The sequence below is a fragment of the Devosia sp. Root436 genome, assembly GCF_001426345.1.
Lineage (GTDB): Bacteria > Pseudomonadota > Alphaproteobacteria > Rhizobiales > Devosiaceae > Devosia.
Genome location: NZ_LMEM01000010.1, coordinates 1 through 23,466, shown reverse-complemented (window position 1 = coordinate 23,466; position 23,466 = coordinate 1). Strand labels below are relative to the sequence as shown.

Here is a 23,466-nt window from a genome sequence, read left to right as displayed (position 1 = left end):
GCCCCGAAATGACCTGGCTGGCCGAAACCGCCATGTTGAGTCACGGCTGGCGGCGCTTCGTGCTGCTGCTGCTGGCCGGGGCCATTGCCGGCCTCTCCGTCCCGCCGCTCTTTATCGTGCCGGCTTTGTTCATCGCCTTTCCCGTCTGGGTCTGGTGCCTTGATGGCGTCGGCAGGCAGCGCGGCTGGCGCCGCATCCTGGGTCCGGCCTTCACCATCGGCTTTGCCTTCGGCTGGGGCTATTTCACCGTCGCCTTCCATTGGCTGGGCGCCGCCTTCTTCGTCGATGGCGGCATCATGCTCGTGCTCATGCCCTTTGCCATCCTGGCGCTGGCGGCGCTGATCGCCTTTTTCTGGGGCCTCGCCTCTGCGCTGGCGCATCTGTTGTGGAGCCACGGCCCCTGGCGCATCGTCACCCTCGCCACCTTCCTCACCATCGCCGAATGGACCCGCGGCCATGTGCTGACCGGCTTCCCCTTCGATCTGCTCGGCTATGCGCTGACCCCCACCGACGAGATGATGCAGCTCGCCGCCGTCATCGGCATCTATGGGCTGACGCTGCTGGCGGCGCTGCTCGCCACGACCCCGGCGCTGATCTGGCCCGCCGATAACCGCAGCCTCAGCCGGCGCCTGCTGCCCTTCTTCCTGGCGCTCGCGGTTATCGCCGGCCAGCTCGGCTTCGGCTACAATCGCCTTACCGGCACCATCTCGACTGAGCGCACCGATATCGCGCTGCGCCTGGTGCAGCCGCTGGTCTACGAACATTCAGATTTCGGCAATGTCGACCCGGTCGCCCTCATCGACCGCCTGCTGATGCTGAGCGACATGCGCATGGACCCCACCGACCAGGGCCTGGCCGATATCACCCATCTGGTCTGGCCCGAATCCAGCCTGCCCTTCTTCCTCGCCACCTATCCCGAGGCGCTGGCCCGCATCGCCCGCCTTTTGCCCGATGGCGCCACCCTGCTCACCGGCGCGCCGCGCCAGAAATACGAGCCGGGCGCCACCGAACCATCCGGCCCGCCCTATAATGCCCTGCTCGCCATCGATACCAATGGCGAGGTCATCGCCAGCTACGACAAGTCCCATCTGGTGCCCTTCGGCGAATTCCTGCCCTTCGGCGCGTTCTTCGCCCAGCTCGGCATCAAGCAGTTCGTGCCCGGCGCCGAGGGCTGGGCCCATGGCGATGCCCGCCGCCGGCTGATGAGCCTGCCGGCGACGCCGCCCTTCCTGACGCTGATCTGCTACGAAATCCTGTTTTCCGGCGATCTGGGCGACACGGCGGGCGCGCAGTTCCTGTTCAACATCACCAACGATGCCTGGTTCGATGGCTCCATCGGCCCGGCCCAGCATGCCCACCACGCCCGCATTCGCGCCGTCGAGGAGGGCATGAGCCTGATCCGCTCGGCCAATTCGGGGCTGACCTTCGCCACCGATCCGCTCGGCCGCATCACCGCCCAGATTCCGCCGCAGCAGATGGCCGCGCTCGATGTGCGCCCGCATGAGCGGCTGGCGGCGACGGTCTTTTCCCAGTTGCGCTACTGGCCGCTGCTGATCGCCCTCGTTGCCGGCCTGCTCATCTCGCTGATCGCCGCCCGCGCTGGCCGGCGCCGGCGCGTCTAGCTGCCTTTCCAACGCCCTCTTGCTGTGCCAAGAGAAATACATATCAAATTGCAAGAGCCAGCCATGACCACCCGATTGCACCGCGGCGACCTGCCTGACCTTTCCCGCTACGGCCGCGAAGTGGCGATCGATACCGAGACCATGGGCCTCAATCCCCATCGCGACCGGCTCTGCGTCGTCCAGCTCTCGCCCGGCGATGGCAGTGCCGATGTGGTGCAGATCCCGCAGGACGCCACCGAGGCGCCCAACCTGGTCAAGCTGCTGGGCGATCCTGGCGTCACCAAGATTTTCCACTATGCGCGCTTCGACGTCGCCGCGCTCCGCAACCGCTTCGGCGTGGTCACCGGCCCGGTCTACTGCACCAAGATCGCCAGCAAGCTGGTGCGCACCTATACCGATCGCCACGGCCTCAAGGACCTGGTGCGCGAATTGCTCAATGTCGATCTTTCCAAGCAGCAGCAGAGCTCGGACTGGGGCAGCGACAAGCTCAGCGACGCCCAGCTCGATTATGCCGCCTCCGACGTGCTCTACCTGCACGATCTCAAGCGCCATCTCGATCGCATGCTGCGGCGCGAGGGGCGCATGGAGCTGGCCCAGTCCTGCTTCGACTTCCTCAAGACGCGCTGTGAACTGGATTTGCTCGGTTGGGAAGAAACCGACATTTTCGCCCATAGCTAGCCGGAGAGCGCATGGACCTGCATGCCGACGCGGCCCAAAGGCTGGCAATCTATCGGGGGCTGCAGTCCCGCAACCGCGTGGTGGCGATCCTGCGCGTCGGCATCCCGGCCCTCGGCATTGTCGCCCTGGCGGCCCTGCTGCTGCAGATTTACGTCTCGAGCCAGACCAGCCGCTTCGGCATCGGCCAGATCGCCGTTTCTTCCGACAGCGTCACGATCGAAATGCCCGAATATTCCGGTGTGCTCGACGACGGCACGGCCTACCACGTCTCGGCCCTGGCGGCGCGGGCGGCAGTCGAGGCCACCGACCGCATCGACCTCACCGACGCCGCCCTGACCATGACCCGGCCCGACGCCGTGACCATGCAGGTCGATGCGCGGGCTGCCGTGCTCGATACCACCAGCCAGCTGGTCGAGATCGAAGGCGTCGCCGAAGTCAGCAACTCGCTGGGCACGTCGGGCATTTTCCGCCAGTCGGTATTCGACTGGACGGCGCAGCGCCTCGTCGGCAATGGCCCGGTCAGCATCGACTATGCCGATGGCACCAAACTGGTCGCCGAAGGCGTGACCTATGATGCGGTGAGCCTGGTCTGGACATTCACCCGCGCCACCGTCACCTTGCCCGATACGCCCGGAGCCAACCAACCAGCGATGCAAATCCCATGATCAAGCGCCTCCTGCTGGCCATTCTCCTGCTGCTGCCCGCCCTGCCGGCCCTGGCCCAGCAGCAGGTCCAGATCACCGCCGATCTGTTCACCGTCGACGAGCAGACCAAGCAGGCTGTCTTTACCGGCAATGTCATCGTCATCCACCCCAATGTGAAGGTCTGGGCCGACAAGGTCGTCGCCATCTATGGCGAGGCCGGCCCCAGCGACATCGAGAGCTTCGTCGCCTCCGGCGGCGTTCGCCTCGAAACCTCCGAGCAGGACGCCACCGGCGATCACGCCGTATTCACCCCCGGCGACCAGCTGCTGCGCCTCACCGGCAATGTGAAAGTGGTCAATTCCGGCGGCACCGTCGATGCCGGCGAACTGGTGGTGAACCTCGACACCAACGTTTCCACCTTCACCAATAGCGGCAGCGGCGGCCGCGTCACCGGGGTCTTTACCTCGCAATGAGCGAAACTTCGGGCAAGCCACGTATCGACCAGACCGGCTGGCTGGTGGCTCATGGCCTGGCCAAGAGCTTCGGCAAGCGCGTCGTGGTGCGCGATGTGTCCATCGCCGTGCGCCGGGGCGAGGCCGTGGGCCTGCTCGGGCCCAATGGTGCCGGCAAGACCACGGTCTTCACCATGATCATGGGCCTGGTAAAGCCCGATGGCGGTTCCATCAGCCTCGATGGCCGCGACATTACCGGCCTGCCGCTGTTCCAGCGCGGCCAGCTCGGTATCGGCTACCTGCCCCAGGAACCGTCCATTTTCCGCGGCCTCTCGGTGCGCGGCAATATCCTGGCGGTGCTGGAAAACCATGTGAAGGGCAGGGGCGAACGCCAGGCCCGGCTCGATGCCCTGCTCGATGAGTTTTCCATTGGCCACCTGGCCAATACCAATGCCCTGTCACTGTCAGGCGGGGAGCGCCGCCGCGTCGAGATCGCCCGCGCGCTGGCCGCCGATCCGGTCTTCATGCTGCTCGACGAACCCTTTGCCGGCGTCGATCCCATCGCCGTCAGCGAGGTCAAGGGCCTGGTGCGCCAGCTCACCCGCCGCGGCATCGGCGTGCTGATCACCGACCATGCGGTGCGCGAGACCCTGGGCCTGGTCGACCGCGCCTATGTCATCCATGGCGGCAAGGTGATGATCCAGGGCCGCCCGGAAACCATCAGCGCCGACCCGGACGCCCGGCGGGTGTATCTCGGCGAGGGATTCGAGCTTTAGGCGCTGTGCCACGACGGCGTGGCAGGGCGTTCCTCACATCCCCGTTACCCAACTTGGCACGGAACTTGCCCTTCGACTTGCCCTCCATGGCGAATTGAGTCATGGTCCGCGCGAAAAGCTGCCGGGAACGGCACTTGTTTCCGCCAAGGACCTCGATTGAATGGCACTTTCGCCGCGTCTCGAATTCCGCCAGGCCCAGAGCCTGACGCTGACGCCGCAACTGATGCAGTCGATCCGGCTGCTGCAGCTCAGCCATCTTGAGCTCAACGACTTCGTCGATATCGAATTGCTGCGCAATCCTTTGCTCGAACGCGAGGATGGCAGCGAGCCCGGCGATGCCGAGCCGGCCGAAATCCCCGAGCGCTCCACCGAAATCAGCGCCTATGAGGACACGGTGGATCGCGGCGAACGCATCCAGGACGCCACCTCCATCGCCGATGGCTACGATACCGCGGTCGAAAACGTCTTTCCCGACCAGATCGCGCAGGACCAGCTCAATCCGCAGAGCCGGCTCGACCGCAATGGCGCCAGCGAAGGCGGGGAAGCCCCCGATATCGACCAGTTCGTCGCTGCGCGGCCATTGCTGTCGGAGCATCTTGAGGCGCAGGCCAATATGCTGCTGCGCACCGCCACCGACCGGCTGATCGCCCGCCACCTGATCGATGGTCTCAACGACGCCGGCTATCTCACCGGTGATCTCGATGCGCTGGCGGAACAGCTCGGCGCCGAGCGCGCCGATATCGAGGCGGTGCTCGAAGCCCTCCAGGGCTGCGACCCCATCGGGGTCTTCGCCCGCTCGGTGCCCGAATGCCTCGCCATCCAGCTGCGGGACAAGGATCGGCTCGATCCGATGATGCTGGCTCTGCTCGACAATATCGGCCTTCTGGCCGAACATGACATGACCGGGCTGATGCGCGCTATCGGCTGCGACCGCGAAGACCTGATGGATATGCTGGGCGAAATCCGCCAGCTCGATCCCAAGCCGGGCCTGGCCTTCGACAGCGGCCCGGTGGAATCGGTGGTGCCCGACGTTTTCGTGCGCCGCGGCCCCGATGGCGCCTGGCAGATCGAGCTCAATACCGAGGTGCTGCCGCGCGTGCTGGTCAACCGGGTCTACTATGCCACCGTGACCAAGAAGACCCGCGACCCAGCCGAAAAGTCGTTCCTGTCCGATTGCCTCGCCACCGCCAACTGGCTCACCAAGAGCCTCGACCAGCGGGCGCAGACCATTCTCAAGGTTGCCGCCGAAATCGTGCGGCAGCAGGATGGTTTCCTCACCCACGGCATCGCCCATCTCAAGCCGATGACGCTCAGGATGGTGGCCGAGACCATCGACATGCACGAATCCACCGTCAGCCGCGTCACCTCCAACAAATACATGGCGACGCCGCGCGGCCTCTACGAGATGAAATACTTCTTCACCACCGCCATCGCCTCCAGCGACGGCGGCAGCGAACATTCGGCCGAAGCCGTGCGCCACCGCATCCGCCAGCTCATCGACGCCGAGGCGCTTAGCGACATCCTCTCCGACGACACCATCGCCGAGATGCTGAAAAAAGAGCAGGGCATCGACGTCGCCCGCCGCACCGTGGCGAAATACCGCGAGGGCATGAACATCCCCTCTTCGGTGATCAGGCGGCGCCAGAAGAAGAACCTGGCAGAGGTGGGGTAGTAGTGGGCGTGGCAGGGTGCAAATCGCTGCCCGCTTAACCGCACGCGAAGGCTAAGGCCATTGTGTGGCGATGTCCAAAGGATAAACGAACCGGCAGGGGGTCTTGCGCATTGCGTCACCGGCGCGGGCAGGTCTAGCATTGGAGCTGTTGCTTACCCACATCCGAGGGGTAGGCAACAGACGTGATCCCGAAAACCGGGAACCGGCTTTCGAGATCCTCGCGTCGAACCTGATCGATAGAAGGAAGAGCAAGCCATGACCTTACGCGTTTCGGGAAAGAACATGGATGTCGGCGATGCCCTGCGCAGCAAGGCGCAGGACCATTTCGAGGCCGTAGTCGGGAAATATTTCGACGGCGGCTATGACGGACATCTCACCCTCACCCCCGACGGCATCGGCTTTCGCGCCGATTGCGTGGTTCACCTCGATTCCGGGGCGACCTTGCAGGCCAGCGCGCAGGGCGGCGACGCCACCAGTGCCTATGAGGTCATGGCGCTCAATATCGAGAAGCGCCTGCGCCGCTACAACCGCAAGCTCAAGCAGCGCCCGCGCGGCATCAATGGCGATGCCGAAGGGGTGACCGCGCAATATACCGTGTTCGGCGCCGCCGCCGACCTGGACGAGCTCGACGAGGATTACGCACCGCCCGTCATCGCCGAGACCACCAAGAACCTGCGCCAGATGAGCGTCGAGGAGGCCGTCATGGAACTGGACCTGATCGGTAGCCAGGTTGTGATGTTCCGCCACGCTGGACATGGCGGACTGAATGTGGTCTACCGCCGCTCCGATGGCAATATAGGCTGGATTGATCCCGCCCTCGGGACGAATTGAACCCTCCCCGCGCCAACATTCAGCGTAGTTTATTCTAGGGCAGACTTGATGGAATTGGCCGATATCCTGGCTGAACGCGCCGTGCTTTGTTGCATGGGCGTCACAACGAAACGCCAGTTGTTTGAAGACCTTGCCGAACGGGCAGCAGAGATCACCGGCCACGATGCCGCTGAAATCCTGGAGGCGATAACCACGCGTGAAGAGCTGGGCTCGACCGGGCTGGGCAATGGCATTGCCATTCCCCACGGCAAGATAGCCGGCCTCAAGGGCGTCACCGCTCTGGTGGCGCGGCTGGACCAGCCGATCGATTTCGATTCGGTCGATGACCAGCCGGTCGATATCGTCGTGATGCTGTTGGCGCCCACCGGCGCCGGCGCCGATCACCTCAAGGCCCTGTCGCGCGTGGCGCGGCTGCTGCGCACCGAGGCCGTGGTCGAAGACCTGCGCCGCGCCGAAGACCCGGCCCAGCTTCGCGCCATCTTCACCGCCCCGGTCGCGACGCATTACGCGGCGTGATCTCGATCACATGATGAAAAAGGCCCACCGCGACAGGTGGGCCTTTTTCATTTGCCGGGATATTGCCGTCCGCTAATGCAGCGTCGCCAGGCCCAGATTCTTGTCGCCGAGCCATTCGGCCACGGCATCTTCGGTGTCGGTCACCAGCAAGGGCGTGCCATCGGCCGACACGACCAGCTGGTATTCCGTCGCCGCCTCGAATTCGGCATCGTGGATCATTGTCGACAGGATTGCCCCGCTGACCGGGTGCATATAGGCCACTGCATCGCTACCCAAAGCGGCGAACTGGGCGCGGGTCAGGGATTTGAGGGGGTGGGTCAGCTTTTCGACTGCGGCCTCGTCATTGCGTTTTTCATACATCTGTCGGCCCTTTCCTCATATTGAGCGAATATCGATACGTCGGGCGATCTTGGGCGTCTGCGGACGCTCTACAGCAACAACGAGCATACCATGCCCTAAAGTTGCATCCCGCACTATCATGCCATCAGCCAAGATGAACGAACGCTGAAACTGCCTGGCGGCGATGCCGCGATGCAGAAATTCCCGTCCCGGCTCATCCTTCTGCCTGCCGCGAACCACGATCTGGTTGTCCTCGGCCAGCACTTCGAGCTCCCCGACGCCAAAGCCGGCTACGGCAATGGAAACCAGGAACCTTTCGGTGCCATCGGCATCGATAGTGCGCTCGATATTGTAGGGCGGGTAGCCGTCGGCGGACTTGGCCAGCCGGTCGACACGCTCCTCGAAGCTGTCGAAGCCGAGGAGAAAGGGAGCGGAAAACACTGAAATACGCGACATCCACGCCGTCCTTGAGTATCAAGCAACGTATCGGCGCGGACCCGTCAAACCTTGGCATCGCGCGCCTGCCGACAGATATGGGACAAGCCGGTGTCCCGTTCAAGAGTGCCCATGGATCAGACCGTCGCCATCATCACCCCCGCCTGGAACGCCCAGGCGACCATTGTCTCCACGGTCGGGAGTGCGCTGGCGCAAACCCATGCCGCATGGGAACTCTGGCTCGTCGCCGATGACGGCTTCGACTACGAAACCTTTCTCGCCGGGGCCGGCATTCGCGACAGCAGGATCCGCTTCCTCTCCAGCGGCGGCGCCGGCCGCGGCGCTTCCAACACCCGCAACGTGGCGCTCGAACAGATCGCCGCGCCCTATGCCGCCATCCTCGATGCGGACGATCGGCTGAAGCCCCGCAAGCTCGAACTGGCCGTCGGGGCTCTGGCGGAGCACGGGATCGTCTCCACCGCCCTCGACGTCATGACCGAGGATTTCACCCATCTCCGCCATGTCGGCGCCGGCCCCGACCGCGTGCTCACTGCCGGCACCCACAAATGGGTCAGCCTATCCATGGATTCGATGATCGTTTGGGATACCAGGCGCGCCGATGGCCGCTACGATCCCACCATGAGCAACATGACCGACCTCGAATTCCTGCTGCAGCTCTACCGCACCGTGCCGGCATCCATGCATCTGGGCACGCCGCTGCACGACTACATCAAGCGCTCCAGTTCGATGAGCAACGGCAAGAACGTCGCCGCCGGCATGATCGCCAGCAAGACGGAAATCCTGCGCCGCCTCGAAACCGGCTATTACGGCCTGCCCGCCGCCGAAGTGGATGGCGCCGCCGCTTTCCTCCGCATCTCGCTCGACGCCGAAGCGCGCTACGAGGCCGCGCTGGCGGCAAAACCGGGTCTCTTGTTCGAAGACCACATCGAACCCATGCTGACAGCGGCCCGGCAGGACTTGCCATAGCCCCGCTTTCCCCCTATAGAGCCGACTTCTCCGGATCGCCCGGCCAAAAGGCATGCCGTGGCGGTTCTTGAATGCGATGGGCCCAAATCCATCCGATCTCTTATAAGGACCCGCAAAATGCCCAAGATGAAGACGAAGTCTGGCGCCAAAAAGCGCTTCAGCTTCACAGCGACCGGTCGTGTCAAGGCAGGCGTCGCCGGCAAGCGCCACCGCCTGATCAACCACAACGCCAAGTACATCCGCACCAACCGCGGCACCAAGATCCTCAGCAAGGGCGACGAGGGTCTGGTCAAGTGGTACATGCCGTACAACCGCTAACGCTGAAGGGAAGCTGACACATGTCACGCGTTAAAAGAGGCGTTACCAACCACGCCCGTCACAAGAAGGTCTTGAAGGCTGCGGAGGGCTATTACGGCCGCCGCAAGTCGACGATCCGCATCGCCAAGCAGGCCGTCGAAAAGGCCGGCCAGTATGCCTACCGCGATCGTCGCATCAAGAAGCGCAATTTCCGCGCCCTCTGGATCCAGCGTATCAACGCCGCCGTGCGCGATTACGGGCTGACCTATGGCCGATTTATCGACGGCCTCAGCAAGGCTGAGGTTGCCGTCGACCGCAAGGTGCTGAGCGATCTCGCGATCACCCAGCCCGAGGCGTTCGGCGTGCTGGTCGCCAAGGCCAAGGCAGCTCTCGCGTATCTGGAATCCGTCGACAAGACGACCCACGAGCGCGTCACCGCCTAACTCCCCAGCCCTGCTGAGGTCAAATTGACGCCTTGCGCCGCCTGAAAAGGCTGGCGCGGGGCGTTTTTATTTGCCGGGAGCCGTTCGCTGCCTTCCTCTCCGTGGTTCCATAATGGCTTACGGTGCGTGCCCGCCTCCGCGCATTTTCTTCCTGACTCCATCCGCCCAAAATGCTCTAACCGCCGCCAACACGACCTAGCGAGACCGCCATGTCCCTCCATGATCAGATTGACCTCATCCGCACGAATCTTGACTTCAAGCTGAAGGTCGCGACGACCGAGCAGCATGTCGAGCAACTGCGGATCGAGTTCCTGGGGAAGAAGGGTAGCGTTTCCGCGCTTTTGTCCACGCTTGGAGCGATGGACGCCGAGGAGCGCAAGGGAGCCGGAGCGCAAATCAATCTGTTGAAGACAGATGTCGCCCAGGCCATCGAAGAGCGCGCCACCATCCTCAAATCCGCCGCCCTCGACGCCCGCCTCAAGGCCGAAACCGTCGATATCACCCTGCCACTGCAGCCCGCGCCCACCGCGCGCGGCCGCATCCACCCAATCAGCCAGACCATCGACGAAATCACCGCCATCTTTTCCGACATGGGTTTCTCCATCGCCGAAGGCCCCGATATCGAGACCGACTATTTCAACTTCACCGCGCTGAATTTCCCCGAGGGTCATCCGGCCCGCGAGATGCACGACACCTTCTTCATGAAGATGGGGGCCGATGGGGTGAAGAAGGTGCTGCGCACCCACACTTCCCCGGTGCAGGTCCGTGTCATGCAGAAGACCAACGAAAAGCCGGCGGCGAGCTACATCACCCCGGCCATGGACCCGCCCATCCGCGTGGTCATGCCCGGCCGCACCTATCGCAACGACAGTGACCAGACGCACACCCCGATGTTCCATCAGGTCGAAGGTCTCGTCATCGACAAGTCCAGCCATATCGGCCAGCTCCGCTGGGTGCTGGAGGAATTCCTCAAGGCCTATTTCGAGGTGCCCAACGTCACCCTGCGCTTCCGCCCCAGCTTCTTCCCCTTCACCGAGCCGTCCATGGAGGTCGATGTGCAATGCGACCGCTCGGGCTCGGAAGTGAAGATCGGCGAGGGCAGCGACTGGCTCGAAATCCTCGGCTGCGGCATGGTCCATCCCAATGTCGTCCGCAATGCCGGCCTCGACCCCGATATCTACCAGGGCTTCGCCTGGGGCATGGGCATCGATCGCATCGCCATGCTGAAATACGGCATGCCGGACCTGCGTGCCTTCTTCGACGGCGACCAGCGCTGGCTCGATCATTACGGCTTCAGGCCACTGGATTTGCCGACGCTGTTCGGGGGGCTGAGCAGTTAAGATGCTTTTCGTGAGCCCAAATCCGGCGGCTCCTGCGTCTCCCTCCCCCCTGTGGGGAGGGACGGCGCGCCGCGCCAAGGGTGGGGGTATGGTCCCGCAGACCCCGAGTGCCGGAATACCGGTCACCTCTCCCCTGAGGGGAGAGGTCGATGCCAAGCATCGGGTGAGGGGTTCAGCGTCGCGGTTCCTGCCGAAGGGGCTTCACCCCTCACCCCAGCTTTGCCAGGTCGCTGCGCGCCCGGCGTCGCTACCCTCTGCCCCGAGGGGCGAGGGAGAGGCAGTGTTACCTATTGGTGATGCATCCCGCGCGAGTAGCCACTGATGACCCTGCCGCCGCAAGACGCCCCCGCCAGCCCCATCTTCATCGTCACCGATATCGAGTCGGACGGGCCGACACCGCTGCACAATTCCATGCTGAGCTTCGCCTCTGTCGCCATCGAGGCCGATGGCACGCGCCATGGTGCGTTCGAGGCCCAGCTTCTCCAGCGGCCCGACCGCACCACCAACGAGCAGACCATGGCCTGGTGGGAAACCCAGCCGGAAGCCTGGGCAGCAACAACCGCCAATGCCGAAGAACCGGCCGAAGTCATGCCGCGCTATGCCGATTGGGTCGAAAACCTGCCCGGCCCCAAGGTGTTCGTCGCCGCGCCGATGATCTTCGACGGGCTGTGGATGGACCATTATCTCGACGAATATGCCGGCACCCGCGCCCTCAGTGGCCCGTTCCAGGGCAGGCAGATTTTTCGCGGCGGCGGCATCTGCCTCTATACCATGGCCGGAACCCTGCGCGGCGCGCCCTATCTCGATTGGGGCATGAGCAAGCTGCCCGCCGAATTCTACGGTCACATCGCCCACACCCACAAAGCCATCGACGATGCCAACGGCTTCGCCAATGTGCTCGTCGAATTGTTCAAGATTTCCCGTGCCCTGCCGCCCATATCGGGCAGCAAGTCCGATTTCCGATAGGTGCCAAAACCATGAAATTCACCCTCGACTGGCTCAAGGAGCACCTCGATACCGATGCCTCGGCCGACGAGATCGGCAAGACGCTGACCATGATCGGTCTCGAGCTCGAAGGCATGGAAGACCAGGGCAAGGCGCTTTCCGCCTTCGTTACCGCCCATATCGTCTCGGCCACCCAGCATCCCAATGCCGACAAGCTGCGCGTCTGCAAGGTCGATGCCGGCACCGGTGAACTCATCGACGTGGTCTGCGGCGCCCCCAATGCCCGCACCGGCCTCAAATCGGTCTTCGCCTTTCCCGGCACCTATATTCCGGGCAAGGACATGACCATCGGCAAGGGCAATATCCGTGGGCAGGTGTCCAACGGCATGCTCTGCTCCAATGCCGAGCTGGAACTGAGCAACGACCATGACGGCATCATCGAGCTGCCTGAGGATGCCCCCATCGGCGTCAAATACACCGACTATGCCGGCATCGACGGCGTGGTCTTTGACATCTCGATCACCCCTAACCGGGGCGACGCCACCGGCGTCTACGGCATTGCGCGCGATCTGGCCGCCTTCGGTCTCGGCACGCTCAAGGCCACCGACATGTCCCCGGTCCCCTCCAGGGGCAAAAGCCCCATCGCCCCGCTGCCGCAGCAATTCTCGGCCGATGAGCCAAAAGCCATCCGCAAGTTCGCCGGCCGCTACCTCAAGGGCATCAAGAACGGTCCGTCCCCGGCCTGGCTGCAGCAGCGCCTGCGCGCCGTGGGCCTCCGTCCCATCAACACCATCGTCGACATCACCAATCTGGTGTCGCTCGGCTGGGGCCGCCCGCTGCATGCCTATGATGCCGACAAGCTCGATGGCCAGCCGGTGCTGCGCAATGCCCGCAACGAGGCTTTCGACGCCCTGGACAACAAGGTCTACACGCTCGACGAGACCATGACGGTCATCGCCGACGATACCGGCCCGCTCTGCCTCGGCGGCGTCATGGGCGGCATCCGCTCCGGCGTGACCGACGGGACCGTCAATGTCTTCATGGAATGCGCCAGCTGGGATCCCGAGCTGATCGCCCGCACCGGCCGCAAGACCGGCATCGTCTCCGATGCCCGCTACCGCCTCGAACGCAATGTCGACCCGGCTTTGACCGAACCCGGTCTCGAACTCGCTACCCGCCTCGTGCTCGAACTCTGCGGCGGCGAGCCGATGGAACCGGCGATTTCAGGCGAAGACGTCTTCCCCGATACCGTGGTCACCTTCCCGCTCGCCGAGGTCAAGCGCCTTACCGGCCTTACCGTCGAGCCGATGATCGTCACCGCCATCCTCTCCCGCCTCGGCTTCGAAATGTCGGGCAAGGGCGACGTGCTGACCGTCAAGGTGCCGTCCTGGCGTCCCGACGTGACGCAGAAGGCCGACCTGGTCGAAGAAGTCATGCGCATGGTCGGCGTCGACAATGTCCCGGTCGAGCCTTTGGCGCGCCTCAATCATGTCGCGCCGCGCATGCTGACCAATATCCAGAACCGCCGCCGTATCGCCCGCCGGGCCTTGGCCGCCCGCGGCCTCGACGAAGCGGTCACCTGGAGCTTCATCAGCCATGACGACGCGACACGGTTTGGTGGTGGCAGCGAGGGCCTGCAGCTCGCCAATGCCATCGCCTCCGACATGACCGACATGCGCCCGTCCCTGCTGCCGGGCCTGCTCGCCGCTGCCCGCCGCAATGCCAATCGCGGCATTGCCGATCTCGCCATTTTCGAGGTCGGCCAGGTCTTCCTCAGCGATGCCCCCGAAGGCCAGCATACCTATGCCACGGGCCTCCGCACCGGCACGGCCAGGCTTGCGGGCTCGGGCCGCCACTGGTCGGGCAAGGCTGAACCGGTCGGCGTCTTCGATGCCAAGGCCGATCTCGGCGCCGTGCTCGATGCGCTGGGCTATGACATCGACAAGGTCCAGCTCTTCGCCGAGCCGGCGCCCTGGAGCCATCCGGGCCGTGGCGGCCGTGTCGCCCAGGGTCCGAAAACCCTCGGCTGGTTCGGCGAACTGCACCCCGCCTGGGCCGCCGAGCTCGATATCGCCGGCCCTGTCGCGGCCTTCGAGCTCGATCTCGACGCACTGCCCGAGCCACGCAAGAAGGCGACGAAGACCAAGCCGGCGCTCGATCTGTCGGCGCTGATGCCACTCACTCGCGACTTCGCCTTCGTGGTCGACAAGGCGGTCACCGCAGGGGCAATTCTGAAGGCCGCGCGCGGCGCCGACAAGGCCCTGATCAGGGACGTCGTGGTCTTCGACGTATTCGAGGGCAGCCATGTCGGCGAGGGCAAGAAATCGGTCGCCATCGAGGTGACCATCCAGCCCTCGGACAAGACGCTCACCGAGGAAGAAATCGACAGGATTTCCGCAGGCATTATCGCCGCAGTCACCAAGCAATCAGGTGGCGTGCTGCGCACCTAAGTCACCTCTCCCCTGAGGGGAGAGGTCGGCGCGAACGCGCCGGGTGAGGGGTTCGGCGCCGCGTTGGGCATTGTGCCCTTCACCGGCACTGAACCCCTCACCCCACCCTCTCCCCTCAGGGAGAGGGAGCCAACGCCCGGTGACTCCGCCAGCTCGGACGAGAAGCGTACAAAACGCCGCAAATTGCCGCTTCGCCGTTAACACCCTCTCCTCGCATCGTTCTCATTGTAGCGGGCGGGGAGGGGCTGGAGTGTGCCGCCATGACCTCGCTGCCCGACCGTCGCTATGAGACTGCTCGCGATCACCTGTTGCAGGCCCTGGCCATCATGCCGGCAGAGGGCAGCGAAGTCATCCGCCTCCTGGTCGAGGAAGCCGCCCGGCGGTGCGATGCCAGGGCCTATCGTGACGTTCCTGACCTGCTCCCCCTGCCGCCCGATTCCCATATCCGGCCCGACTGACGGGCGCTGGAGCGTTTCCAGCAAAAGTGGCAACGGTTTTGCGGTTCGGAAACGCGAAACGATGAAATGCTCTAGGCGACCGCTTGCATCTGGGGCGTTTGTCCCGGCGCCTGGTCCGACGCGGCGCGTCGGAAGATCGCGTCGGTGGCTGCGTCGTGATGGCCCAGCCGGGTCTCGATCTCCCGCTGCGCCCAGGCATGGGCGGCCTCGAACACCTCCATATGCCGGTCGAAATTCATCACATTGGCGCCGGCAAAGGCGGGCGGGGTCAGCACGAGATCGTGCGGCGTCACCGGCAGGTCGTAGCGCTGATGCGCCAGCATGGTGCGGAACAATATGCTTAGCAGGCGCGGCGCCCGCGGCAGCCGCCCACGTGGATTGAGCAACGCCGCCAGCAACTTGCCGCGTCCGGGCAGGCTCGCATAGGAAACGTTGAAGCGCTGCCCGGCGCTGCGTCCGAAATGCACCACCAGGTTGGGGCCGGCCTTGATCTGCTGCATCGGGCCCAGCGGCGCATCGTCCATGACGCCGCCATCGACCAGCATTTTCCCGTCCGCCGTATAGAAAGGCGGCAGCACGCAGGGAATGGCGCTCGAGGCGCGCACCGCCTGCCACAACAGGCCCGAACGGATGACCTCCATGCGATTGTCCGACAGGTTGGTGGCGATGGCGAAAAACGGCTTCCAGCAATCCTCCACCCGCGTCTCGGGTCCATAGACGCGCGCCAGCGCTTCGTCGAACGCCTTGTGGTCCAGCAGCGCATAGCGCGGCCAGGTCAGCCGCTTGAAGCTGCGGCTCTTGACGAAGATCTCCTCGGTGCCCGCGGTCAGCGTGTCGTGTTCGCCCAGGAAGGCGAAGCCGGCCAGCATCGCCGCCCCGACGCTGGTGCCCATGAAGATATCGAATGTCGCGCCCTGCTCGCGAAAGGCACGATAGACGCCCACATGCGCCGGGCCGAACCCGCCACCCCCGCCCGCTACGAAGCCCACGGCCCTTCCGGTCAGGAAGCGGATGAGGGCATCGATATCGGCATTGTCCTGCAGCGACACATGGTGGTGCAGGAAAACCGGCGTCCGCGCCAGCCAGGCGGCGGTGCCCTCGACAATGCCGGCGCGGCGGCGATGCAGGCGGACCAGCCGGCAGGCCGATTGCGGATGCAGTTTCTCCACCAGTCTTTCTACCGAGGACAATTCCGCCTTGGGGGCGTCGCCGCTGGTGACCATCACCACTTCGTCCGCCTGGCGGAGGCAGAATTCGGTCCAGTCGCTCAGCCCGTCATCGCCGAAATAGAATATGGGTGCCTCATCCTCGATGCGGTCCAGCCATTCGATGACGACGGGATCGCTGAGGCTGCGTCCGCCGAACCGTTCCGCGATCCCGGCGCGGTCGAGCGCCACATGGCCCTCGTGCTTCAGCCGGCTGCGCAGCCGTTCGAAGAAAGCCGGCGGCACCGGCTCATGCCCGCCCCCGACAAAGGCAATGGCGCGGCGCCGGCCGCCCGGCCGCCGCTCGCGACGCGCATCCTTGCGATGCAGCCTCGCCGCCACGAGGCCGAGAAAGGCCGCGGCCAGTCCCGGATCGGCTTCCAGCGCATGGGTATAGGCCAGGCGGGAGATTTCCAGCACCTCGCAATCGCGCAGGGCGGTGACCGTCTCGCTCTGCTCGCCGCGGCAGAAAAAGGCGAGCTCGCCCACCGCCTGTCCGGCCCCGATTTCGCGATAGACCGTCAGCTCGCCATCGCGCGACGCGGCCAATATGCCACGCAGCACGATGAAGAATGCCTGGCTCGGCTCCCCCGCCCGCAGCAGCACCTCGCCCCGCCCGAGCGCACGCCGATGCGCATGCGCGGTGAGCAATTCCCTCTGGGCTGCAGTCAATGTCTGCAGAATGCCCATGCCGTCCATATTTCGTCCCCTTGCGCTCGTGACGGCCGGCATCGCCGGCCCGTGGCGGGCGGACCCTATGCGCGCAGGGGTCATCGGAAGAATACTATGAACATGGTATGGCGAGCGCTGATCGCACCCCCGGCCTACCAGTCACCGTGTCATTCCGTCGCAGGCCGGAACCCATCCCGAGAGGACTGAGCCTGCGGTGACCGTGGGAAGACCTCAGGATGGATCCCGGCCTGCGCCGGGATGACATCGCGTAGGCCAAGGATCAGGCGTTCAAAAGCGAGCACTGTGCGATTTGCTACTTCCAGTTTTGCTATTGCGAATGATTTGCAATTGCATTATCTCAGGATCAGTCCTCCTGGAGTATTCGATGCAGCGCCGCGTATTTTCCGTTCTTGCCTTTTCCGCCATGCTCGTCGCCTCCCTGCCTGTCATGGGCCAGGAGCGCCTCAAGGCGGTCACCACCTTCACCATCATTGCCGACATGGCCCGCAACGTCGCCGGCGATGCCGCGGACGTGGTGTCGATCACCAAGCCGGGCGCCGAAATCCACAATTACCAGCCCACTCCCGGCGACCTCATCGCCGCGCAGGATGCCGACCTGATCCTGTGGAACGGGCTCAACCTCGAACAATGGTTCGAGCAGTTCCTCTCCAATCTGGGCGAGGTGCCCTCGGTCGTCGTCACCGAGGGCATCGAGCCCATGGGCATCGGCGAGGGGCCTTACCAGGGCAAGCCCAATCCCCATGCCTGGATGTCGCCCAATGACGCGCTGATCTATGTCGACAATATCCGCAAGGCCTTCGTCGCCGCCGATCCGGCCAACGAAGCCGTCTACAATGCCAATGCCGCCGCCTATGCCGCCAAAATCACCGCCACGGTCGAGCCCATCCGCGCCGCCCTTGCCGCCATCCCCGAGCAGCGCCGCTGGCTCGCCACCTCGGAAGGCGCCTTCAGCTACCTGGCGCGCGATTTCGGCCTGAGGGAACTCTATCTCTGGCCGATCAATGCCGACCAGCAGGGCACCCCGCAACAGGTGCGCCACGTCATCGACGCCGTGCGCGAAAATGCCGTGCCGGCTATTTTCTCGGAAAGCACCATTTCACCCAAGCCGGCCGAGCAGGTCGCCCGCGAGACCGGCATCAGATATGACGGCGTGCTCTATGTGGATTCGCTCTCGGAACCCGACGGCCCGGTGCCGACTTACCTCGATCTGCTCTCGGTCACCGCGACCACCATTGTTGAAGGCCTGACGCCATGAACGACATCAGCCGCGATGCCTCCGCCCCCGGCCTTGATGTCGAAGACATTACCGTCGCCTATCGCAACGGCACCACCGCCATCAAGCATGCCAGCTTCACCATTCCGCGCGGCTCCATCACCGCTTTGGTCGGCGTCAATGGCTCGGGCAAATCCACCCTGTTCAAGGCCATCATGGGCTTCGTGCCCCTGGCATCGGGCTCGGTCGATATTTTGGGCGTGCCGGGAAAACAGGCGCTCAAGCGCAATCTTGTCGCCTATGTGCCGCAATCGGAAGATGTCGACTGGAATTTCCCGGTGCTGGTGGAAGACGTGGTGATGATGGGCCGCTACGGCCATATGGGCATGCTGCGCCGGCCCCGGCAGGTCGACCATGACATGGTCACCTCGGCCCTCCAGCGCGTCAACATGCTCGAATTCCGCCATCGCCAGATCGGCGAGCTCTCCGGCGGCCAGAAGAAGCGCGTCTTCCTCGCCCGCGCTTTGGCGCAGGAAGGGCAGGTCATCCTGCTCGACGAGCCCTTTACCGGCGTCGACGTCAAGACCGAGGATGCCATCGTGGCCCTGCTGCGCGCATTGCGCGACGAGGGCAAGGTCATGCTGGTCTCAACCCACAATCTGGGTTCGGTCCCCGAATTCTGCGACCGCACCGTGCTGGTCAAGGGCACGGTCCTCGCGTCCGGCCCCACCTCCGAGATATTCACCCGCGAATGGCTCGAAGTTACCTTCGGCGGCGCCCTGCGGCACTTCGTGCTGGCGGGAGCGGGCCTGCACGATGACGACGATCCGCGCCACATCTCGGTGCTGACCGACGACGAGCGCCCGCTGGTCATGTATGGCGAAAAGGGCAAGATGACCACCAAGCAGTCCGACCCGGTCGAACCCAAATGATCGAAACCCTGCTGCTGCCCTTCAACTACCACTACATGATCAACGCCATCTGGGTCTCGGCGCTGGTCGGCGGCGTCTGCGCCTTCCTCTCGGCCTATCTCATGCTCAAGGGCTGGTCGCTGATCGGCGATGCGCTGAGCCATTCCATCGTGCCGGGCGTGGCCGGCGCCTATATGCTGGAGCTGCCCTTTTCCCTCGGCGCCTTCTTCTCGGGCGGCCTCGCGGCCGGGGCGATGCTGTTTCTCACCCAGCGCACCAAGCTCAAGGAAGATGCGGTGATCGGGCTGATCTTCACCGCCTTTTTCGGGCTTGGCCTCTTCATGATTTCGCTGTCGCCGACCTCGGTGAATATCCAGACCATCGTCATGGGCAATATCCTGGCCGTGACGCCGGAGGACACTTTGCAGCTGGTCATCATCGCAGTGGTGACGCTGGCGGTGATGTTCTTCATCTGGAAGGACCTCATGGTCACCTTCTTCGATGAAAGCCATGCCCGCTCCATCGGCCTCAATCCGCCTTTGCTGCGGGTGATCTTCTTCACCCTGCTCGCGGCTTGCACCGTGGCCGCCATGCAGACCGTCGGCGCCTTCCTCGTCATCGCCATGGTGGTCACCCCCGGCGCCACCGCTTACCTGCTGACTGACCGTTTCCCGCGCCTCATTCTCATCGCCATCGCCATCGGCACGCTCAGCTCGCTGGTGGGCGCCTACATCTCCTTCTTCCTCGATGGCGCCACCGGCGGCGTCATCGTCGTGCTGCAGGTCATGGTCTTCCTCTCGGCCTTCTTTTTCGCCCCCAAGCATGGCCTGCTGGCCAGCCGCCGCAAGGCCGCTGCGGAGATCGCGTCATGAACGAGTTCCTGATTTACGCCCTCTGGCCGTTTCAGTTCCCCTTCATGACCTCGGCCATGGCCATAGCGGTCATGGTCGCCATCCCGACGGCCCTGCTCTCCTGCTTCCTGGTGCTCAAGGGCTGGTCGCTGATGGGCGACGCCATTTCCCATGCGGTACTGCCCGGCGTGGTGCTGGCCTATATTGTCGGCCTGCCGCTCGGCGTGGGCGCCTTCGCCGCCGGCATGGGCTGCGCCCTCTCGGTCGGCTATCTCAAGGAAAATTCCCGCATCAAGGAAGACACGGTCATGGGCGTGGTGTTTTCCGGCCTTTTTGGCCTTGGCATCGTGCTCTACACCTCGATCCAGACCGATGTGCATCTCGACCATATCCTGTTCGGCGATATTCTCGGCATCAGCCCGGCTGACCTGATCCAGACCGGCCTCATCGCCGTGGTGGTAACGGCGGTCGTCCTTGCCAAATGGCGCGACCTGCTGCTCTTCACCTTCGATCCGCAACAGGCCGGCGCCATCGGCCTGCCGGTCCGCGTGCTGCATTATGGTCTCTTGGCGCTGCTCTCGCTGACCATCGTCGCGGCCCTTACCGCCGTCGGCATCGTGCTGGTCATCGCGCTACTGGTCGCCCCCGGCGCCATCGCCTATCTCATCTCCAGGCGCTTCGCCCCGATGATGCTGATCGCGGTTACCATCTCGGTCCTCTGCTCCCTCATCGGCATCTATGCCAGCTTCTTCATCGACAGCGCCCCGGCGCCAACGATCGTCCTGCTGATGAGCGCGACGTTTTTAGTGACGTTCGTGGTGACCACGACAAGACGGCCGGCGGCAGCGCTCGCCTGAACTATCCGTCAGTCACCTCTCCCCTGAGGGGAGAGGTCGACCCGAAGGGTCGGGTGAGGGGTTCAGCGTTGCGGTTGGCACCGTGCCCTTCGACAGCACTGAACCCCTCACCCCACCCTCTCCCCTCAGGGGAGAGGGAGCCCACGCTCGGTGGAACTGCTGCGACCGGGCTCTCCACTCCATATGCGATAGCCTGCTCCTGTCGGGGAGAAGGAAAGCCCCTCATCTTATCCCCACCCCTCCCATCCGGCCGGATACTCCCCCCGAAGGAGACCCCCATGGACCACACCCCACGCCTCACTTTGCCTTTCATCATGCCGAGCCAGGCGCAGAAGCACATCACCCACAACGAAGCCATCCAGGCGCTCGATAGCCTCGTCCAGCCCGTCGTCGAAAGCCGCACGCTTACCACGCCGCCCGCCACCCCGCTCGAGGGCGAAGCCTGGATCGTCCCATCCGGCGCCACTGGCGCCTGGTCCGGCCACACCGACGAGATCGCCGCATATGAGGCCGGCGCCTGGGCCTTTCTCGATCCGGCCGCCGGCTGGCAGGTCTATGATCGCTCCGACAAGACCCAGATGGTTTTCGATGCCGGCGCCTGGACGCCACTGGCTTCGCTCGGTGCCGCCCTGCCGCGCCTGGGCGTCAACACCTCGGCCGATACCACCAACCGCCTCGCGGTCGCCGCCGCCGCCACCCTGCTCACCCATGCCGGCAATGGTCATCAGGTCAAGATCAACAAGGCCGCGGCGGGCGATACGGCCAGCCTGCTCTACCAGACCAACTGGTCAGGCCGCGCCGAAATGGGCCTCGCCGGTGACGACCACTGGCGTTTGAAGGTCAGCCCCGACGGCGCAAGCTGGATCAACGCCTTCACCGTCAATGCCACCACGGGCGCCGCCACCGTCGCCGCCACCCTCCGCCCCGCCACCGACAATGCCATGACCCTGGGCGGTTCGGGCGCCCGCTGGTCCGCCGTCTGGGCCGCCACCGGCACCATCCAGACCTCCGATATCAGGCAGAAAACCGATATCGCGCCGTCGGATCTCGGCCTCGATTTCATCCTGGCGCTGCGGCCGGTCAAATACCGCTGGACCGTGGGCGGCACCGAATCCGGCGCTCCCCGCCTCGGCCGCCGCACCCATTACGGCCTCATCGCGCAACAGGTTGAGTCCGTCCTCGGCGACATGGACTTCGCCGGCCACATTCTCGCTGATCCCTCCGACCCGCAAAGCGAACAGGGCCTGCGCTACGACGCCTTCATCGCCCCGCTGATCGCAGCGGTGCAGGAACTGGCAAAGCGGGTAGGGGAGCTGGAAAGCGCAAATGGATGAGGGCTCTTTCCTCTCCCCGTCGGGGAGAGGTGGCCCGGCGCAGCCGGGTCGGTGGGGGGAGTCTCTGGCTAACTCAATATCCTGAACACAACATCTCGGCCCGCAACCCTTCCAGCATTGCCGGCATCACCCCCATCGAGCCCGATCCGGCATGGCTCGCGACAAATTCTGCGTGATCCAAATAAATTCGCCTGACCGTCTGGCGCGGCGCGATTCTCCCCGTTAGGTTGCCCTGACATTTTAGGGAGGATTGCGCCATGACCACCAGGCGCCTCGGTATCGGCTTCATCGGCACCGGCAATATTTCGTCGGCCTATCTGCGGGCCATTACCGGCCACGAGGCCATGGCCGGCTTCCCGGTCCTCGATATCAAGGGCCTGGCCGATATGCGCCCCGAAGCCTCCCAGGCGCGCGCCGCCGAATTCGGCCTCAAGGCGATGGGCATCGACGAGATGCTCGGCAGTTCCGACATTCAGCTGGTCGTCAATCTCACCATTCCGCGCGCCCATGTCGAGGTCGGCCTCAAGGCCCTGGCCGCGGGCAAGCATGTCTATTCCGAAAAGCCGCTCGGCATCACCTATGCCGAAGGCCGCAAGCTCCTGGACGCCGCCAACAAAGCCGGCCTGCGCATCGGCTCGGCCCCCGATACGTTCCTGGGCGGTTCGCACCAGCAGGCGCGTGCCGTGGTCGATAGCGGCGCCCTCGGCCAGCTTGTGGGCGGCACCGGCTTCTTCCAGTGCCCCGGCCACGAGGCCTGGCATCCCGATCCGGCCTTCTATTACGACATCGGCGGTGGCCCGGTGCTCGATATGGGGCCCTATTACATCACCGATCTGGTCAACCTGCTCGGCCCGGTCGCCCGCGTCTCGGCCATGGCCTCGCGCCTGCGCAACCAGCGCACCGTGCTGTCCGAGCCCAAGAAGGGCCAGGTCATCGATGTTGTGGTCGATACCCACGCCACCGCTTCGCTCGGCTTTGCCAATGGCGCCATCGTGCAGGTCGCCTTTTCCTTTGACGTGCCGGCGCACAAGCATGTGCCGCTCGAACTTTACGGCACCGAAGCCAGCCTCATCGTGCCCGATCCCAACTTCTTCGGCGGCGATGTGGAACTGCGCAAGCGCGGCAAGGGCGAGGACTGGGTCAAGGTGCCGGTCACCCAGCCCTATGCCGATGGCAATTACCGCTCGCTCGGCGTCGCCGACATGGCGTCCGGCATTCTCGACAACCGCCCGCACCGCGCCAATGGCGACCTGGCTCTGCATGTCCTCGAAGTCATGGAAGCCATCGCCGCCGCCTCGGCGCAGGGCCGCACCATCGACATCAAGACCCCGGTCGCCCGGCCGGAGCCCCTGGCAACATCATTGAAGGATGGCCGGATTTAGCGCCAACGCCCTCGTGGTTCGAGGGTCGCTACGCTCCCGCCTCACCATGAGCAACCATTAAGTGATGCGGTCCATGGCTTGTCTCTTTGCAGGACCGTGTTTGCGAAGATGACGAGCTTTCTGGCGCATGCGACG

At 64.5% G+C, this 23,466-nt stretch carries 24 protein-coding genes; 21 read left to right on the top strand and 3 right to left on the bottom strand.

What is annotated here, in order from left to right; translation table 11 throughout:
- Positions 1-8 precede the first annotated feature (8 nt).
- The 8 genes from lnt (at position 9) to ASD04_RS08890 (ending at position 7,191) form a co-directional block, all read left to right on the top strand.
- Positions 9-1,622 (top strand): apolipoprotein N-acyltransferase, encoded by a 1,614-nt coding sequence (gene lnt / locus ASD04_RS08925; RefSeq protein ID WP_056255563.1) that lies wholly within the window; start codon positions 9-11, stop codon positions 1,620-1,622.
- A 63-nt stretch (positions 1,623-1,685) separates the two neighbouring features.
- Positions 1,686-2,300, top strand: a complete 615-nt coding sequence (locus tag ASD04_RS08920) for a ribonuclease D (RefSeq protein WP_056255561.1) — start codon at positions 1,686-1,688, stop codon at positions 2,298-2,300.
- An 11-nt stretch (positions 2,301-2,311) separates the two neighbouring features.
- Positions 2,312-2,965, top strand: a complete 654-nt coding sequence (locus ASD04_RS08915) for a hypothetical protein (protein ID WP_056255559.1) — start codon at positions 2,312-2,314, stop codon at positions 2,963-2,965.
- Positions 2,962-3,417 carry an LptA/OstA family protein gene (locus ASD04_RS08910; protein ID WP_056255558.1) on the top strand — a complete coding sequence of 152 codons (456 nt, stop codon included), beginning with the start codon at positions 2,962-2,964 and terminating at the stop codon, positions 3,415-3,417. The genes ASD04_RS08915 and ASD04_RS08910 overlap by 4 nt, the downstream gene beginning before the upstream one ends.
- On the top strand, positions 3,414-4,172 hold the full coding sequence (gene lptB / locus ASD04_RS08905) for an LPS export ABC transporter ATP-binding protein (RefSeq protein ID WP_056255556.1): 759 nt from the start codon (positions 3,414-3,416) through the stop codon (positions 4,170-4,172). The genes ASD04_RS08910 and lptB overlap by 4 nt, the downstream gene beginning before the upstream one ends.
- Positions 4,173-4,332: 160 nt before the next feature.
- Complete coding sequence (rpoN, locus tag ASD04_RS08900) at positions 4,333-5,844, top strand: RNA polymerase factor sigma-54 (protein WP_056255554.1); 1,512 nt, start codon at positions 4,333-4,335, stop codon at positions 5,842-5,844.
- Between the two features lie 255 nt (positions 5,845-6,099).
- On the top strand, positions 6,100-6,675 hold the full coding sequence (locus ASD04_RS08895) for an HPF/RaiA family ribosome-associated protein (protein WP_056255553.1): 576 nt from the start codon (positions 6,100-6,102) through the stop codon (positions 6,673-6,675).
- Between the two features lie 48 nt (positions 6,676-6,723).
- Complete coding sequence (locus tag ASD04_RS08890) at positions 6,724-7,191, top strand: PTS sugar transporter subunit IIA (RefSeq protein WP_056255551.1); 468 nt, start codon at positions 6,724-6,726, stop codon at positions 7,189-7,191.
- 72 nt (positions 7,192-7,263) lie between these two features.
- Here ASD04_RS08890 and ASD04_RS08885 read toward each other — a convergent pair whose 3' ends face one another.
- Both ASD04_RS08885 and ASD04_RS08880 read right to left on the bottom strand, forming a co-directional pair.
- Complete coding sequence (locus ASD04_RS08885) at positions 7,264-7,551, bottom strand: DUF1150 family protein (RefSeq protein ID WP_056255549.1); 288 nt, start codon at positions 7,549-7,551, stop codon at positions 7,264-7,266.
- A gap of 15 nt (positions 7,552-7,566) precedes the next feature.
- Positions 7,567-7,986 (bottom strand): Hsp20 family protein, encoded by a 420-nt coding sequence (locus tag ASD04_RS08880; RefSeq protein WP_056255547.1) that lies wholly within the window; start codon positions 7,984-7,986, stop codon positions 7,567-7,569.
- A gap of 111 nt (positions 7,987-8,097) precedes the next feature.
- Between ASD04_RS08880 and ASD04_RS08875 the strand changes: the two genes are divergently transcribed.
- From ASD04_RS08875 to ASD04_RS08845, 7 genes are all read left to right on the top strand, one after another.
- On the top strand, positions 8,098-8,952 hold the full coding sequence (locus ASD04_RS08875; RefSeq protein ID WP_056255545.1) for a glycosyltransferase family A protein: 855 nt from the start codon (positions 8,098-8,100) through the stop codon (positions 8,950-8,952).
- Between the two features lie 117 nt (positions 8,953-9,069).
- Complete coding sequence (rpmI, locus tag ASD04_RS08870) at positions 9,070-9,270, top strand: 50S ribosomal protein L35 (protein ID WP_035099236.1); 201 nt, start codon at positions 9,070-9,072, stop codon at positions 9,268-9,270.
- A gap of 20 nt (positions 9,271-9,290) precedes the next feature.
- Positions 9,291-9,692 carry a 50S ribosomal protein L20 gene (rplT, locus tag ASD04_RS08865; protein WP_056255544.1) on the top strand — a complete coding sequence of 134 codons (402 nt, stop codon included), beginning with the start codon at positions 9,291-9,293 and terminating at the stop codon, positions 9,690-9,692.
- A 209-nt stretch (positions 9,693-9,901) separates the two neighbouring features.
- Positions 9,902-11,032, top strand: a complete 1,131-nt coding sequence (gene pheS, locus ASD04_RS08860) for a phenylalanine--tRNA ligase subunit alpha (protein WP_056255542.1) — start codon at positions 9,902-9,904, stop codon at positions 11,030-11,032.
- A gap of 321 nt (positions 11,033-11,353) precedes the next feature.
- Positions 11,354-11,998 carry a hypothetical protein gene (locus ASD04_RS08855; protein WP_056255541.1) on the top strand — a complete coding sequence of 215 codons (645 nt, stop codon included), beginning with the start codon at positions 11,354-11,356 and terminating at the stop codon, positions 11,996-11,998.
- Between the two features lie 11 nt (positions 11,999-12,009).
- Positions 12,010-14,427 (top strand): phenylalanine--tRNA ligase subunit beta, encoded by a 2,418-nt coding sequence (pheT, locus tag ASD04_RS08850; protein ID WP_056255536.1) that lies wholly within the window; start codon positions 12,010-12,012, stop codon positions 14,425-14,427.
- A gap of 260 nt (positions 14,428-14,687) precedes the next feature.
- Positions 14,688-14,885: a hypothetical protein gene (locus ASD04_RS08845; protein WP_056255534.1), complete on the top strand. Its 198-nt coding sequence runs from the start codon at positions 14,688-14,690 to the stop codon at positions 14,883-14,885.
- 71 nt (positions 14,886-14,956) lie between these two features.
- Here the strand turns inward: ASD04_RS08845 and ASD04_RS08840 are convergent, their stop codons facing one another.
- Complete coding sequence (locus ASD04_RS08840; RefSeq protein ID WP_056255533.1) at positions 14,957-16,789, bottom strand: cyclic nucleotide-binding and patatin-like phospholipase domain-containing protein; 1,833 nt, start codon at positions 16,787-16,789, stop codon at positions 14,957-14,959.
- Positions 16,790-17,186: 397 nt separating this feature from the next.
- Here ASD04_RS08840 and ASD04_RS08835 point away from each other — a divergent pair, with 397 nt between their 5' ends.
- The 6 genes from ASD04_RS08835 to ASD04_RS08810 all read left to right on the top strand — a co-directional run bounded on the left by ASD04_RS08835 (position 17,187) and on the right by ASD04_RS08810 (position 23,331).
- Positions 17,187-18,038 carry a metal ABC transporter substrate-binding protein gene (locus tag ASD04_RS08835; protein WP_056256537.1) on the top strand — a complete coding sequence of 284 codons (852 nt, stop codon included), beginning with the start codon at positions 17,187-17,189 and terminating at the stop codon, positions 18,036-18,038.
- Positions 18,035-18,928, top strand: coding sequence for a manganese/iron ABC transporter ATP-binding protein (locus ASD04_RS08830; RefSeq protein ID WP_056255531.1), 894 nt, complete (start codon positions 18,035-18,037; stop codon positions 18,926-18,928). The genes ASD04_RS08835 and ASD04_RS08830 overlap by 4 nt, the downstream gene beginning before the upstream one ends.
- Positions 18,925-19,779 carry a metal ABC transporter permease gene (locus ASD04_RS08825; protein WP_056255529.1) on the top strand — a complete coding sequence of 285 codons (855 nt, stop codon included), beginning with the start codon at positions 18,925-18,927 and terminating at the stop codon, positions 19,777-19,779. The genes ASD04_RS08830 and ASD04_RS08825 overlap by 4 nt, the downstream gene beginning before the upstream one ends.
- A complete protein-coding gene (locus ASD04_RS08820) occupies positions 19,776-20,615 on the top strand; it encodes a metal ABC transporter permease (RefSeq protein WP_056255527.1) in 840 nt (279 codons plus the stop codon). The genes ASD04_RS08825 and ASD04_RS08820 overlap by 4 nt, the downstream gene beginning before the upstream one ends.
- Positions 20,616-20,893: 278 nt before the next feature.
- Positions 20,894-21,949, top strand: coding sequence for a DUF2793 domain-containing protein (locus ASD04_RS08815; protein WP_056255526.1), 1,056 nt, complete (start codon positions 20,894-20,896; stop codon positions 21,947-21,949).
- Positions 21,950-22,206: 257 nt separating this feature from the next.
- Positions 22,207-23,331, top strand: coding sequence for a Gfo/Idh/MocA family oxidoreductase (locus tag ASD04_RS08810; protein WP_056255524.1), 1,125 nt, complete (start codon positions 22,207-22,209; stop codon positions 23,329-23,331).
- Positions 23,332-23,466 lie beyond the last annotated feature (135 nt).

Coding starts and splice junctions, on each gene's coding strand:
- lnt (WP_056255563.1), top strand. CDS start 9: ATGACCTGGCTGGCCGAAACCGCCATGTTGAGTCACGGCTGGCGGCGC.
- ASD04_RS08920 (WP_056255561.1), top strand. CDS start 1,686: ATGACCACCCGATTGCACCGCGGCGACCTGCCTGACCTTTCCCGCTAC.
- ASD04_RS08915 (WP_056255559.1), top strand. CDS start 2,312: ATGGACCTGCATGCCGACGCGGCCCAAAGGCTGGCAATCTATCGGGGG.
- ASD04_RS08910 (WP_056255558.1), top strand. CDS start 2,962: ATGATCAAGCGCCTCCTGCTGGCCATTCTCCTGCTGCTGCCCGCCCTG.
- lptB (WP_056255556.1), top strand. CDS start 3,414: ATGAGCGAAACTTCGGGCAAGCCACGTATCGACCAGACCGGCTGGCTG.
- rpoN (WP_056255554.1), top strand. CDS start 4,333: ATGGCACTTTCGCCGCGTCTCGAATTCCGCCAGGCCCAGAGCCTGACG.
- ASD04_RS08895 (WP_056255553.1), top strand. CDS start 6,100: ATGACCTTACGCGTTTCGGGAAAGAACATGGATGTCGGCGATGCCCTG.
- ASD04_RS08890 (WP_056255551.1), top strand. CDS start 6,724: ATGGAATTGGCCGATATCCTGGCTGAACGCGCCGTGCTTTGTTGCATG.
- ASD04_RS08885 (WP_056255549.1), bottom strand. CDS start 7,551: ATGTATGAAAAACGCAATGACGAGGCCGCAGTCGAAAAGCTGACCCAC.
- ASD04_RS08880 (WP_056255547.1), bottom strand. CDS start 7,986: ATGTCGCGTATTTCAGTGTTTTCCGCTCCCTTTCTCCTCGGCTTCGAC.
- ASD04_RS08875 (WP_056255545.1), top strand. CDS start 8,098: ATGGATCAGACCGTCGCCATCATCACCCCCGCCTGGAACGCCCAGGCG.
- rpmI (WP_035099236.1), top strand. CDS start 9,070: ATGCCCAAGATGAAGACGAAGTCTGGCGCCAAAAAGCGCTTCAGCTTC.
- rplT (WP_056255544.1), top strand. CDS start 9,291: ATGTCACGCGTTAAAAGAGGCGTTACCAACCACGCCCGTCACAAGAAG.
- pheS (WP_056255542.1), top strand. CDS start 9,902: ATGTCCCTCCATGATCAGATTGACCTCATCCGCACGAATCTTGACTTC.
- ASD04_RS08855 (WP_056255541.1), top strand. CDS start 11,354: ATGACCCTGCCGCCGCAAGACGCCCCCGCCAGCCCCATCTTCATCGTC.
- pheT (WP_056255536.1), top strand. CDS start 12,010: ATGAAATTCACCCTCGACTGGCTCAAGGAGCACCTCGATACCGATGCC.
- ASD04_RS08845 (WP_056255534.1), top strand. CDS start 14,688: ATGACCTCGCTGCCCGACCGTCGCTATGAGACTGCTCGCGATCACCTG.
- ASD04_RS08840 (WP_056255533.1), bottom strand. CDS start 16,789: ATGGACGGCATGGGCATTCTGCAGACATTGACTGCAGCCCAGAGGGAA.
- ASD04_RS08835 (WP_056256537.1), top strand. CDS start 17,187: ATGCTCGTCGCCTCCCTGCCTGTCATGGGCCAGGAGCGCCTCAAGGCG.
- ASD04_RS08830 (WP_056255531.1), top strand. CDS start 18,035: ATGAACGACATCAGCCGCGATGCCTCCGCCCCCGGCCTTGATGTCGAA.
- ASD04_RS08825 (WP_056255529.1), top strand. CDS start 18,925: ATGATCGAAACCCTGCTGCTGCCCTTCAACTACCACTACATGATCAAC.
- ASD04_RS08820 (WP_056255527.1), top strand. CDS start 19,776: ATGAACGAGTTCCTGATTTACGCCCTCTGGCCGTTTCAGTTCCCCTTC.
- ASD04_RS08815 (WP_056255526.1), top strand. CDS start 20,894: ATGGACCACACCCCACGCCTCACTTTGCCTTTCATCATGCCGAGCCAG.
- ASD04_RS08810 (WP_056255524.1), top strand. CDS start 22,207: ATGACCACCAGGCGCCTCGGTATCGGCTTCATCGGCACCGGCAATATT.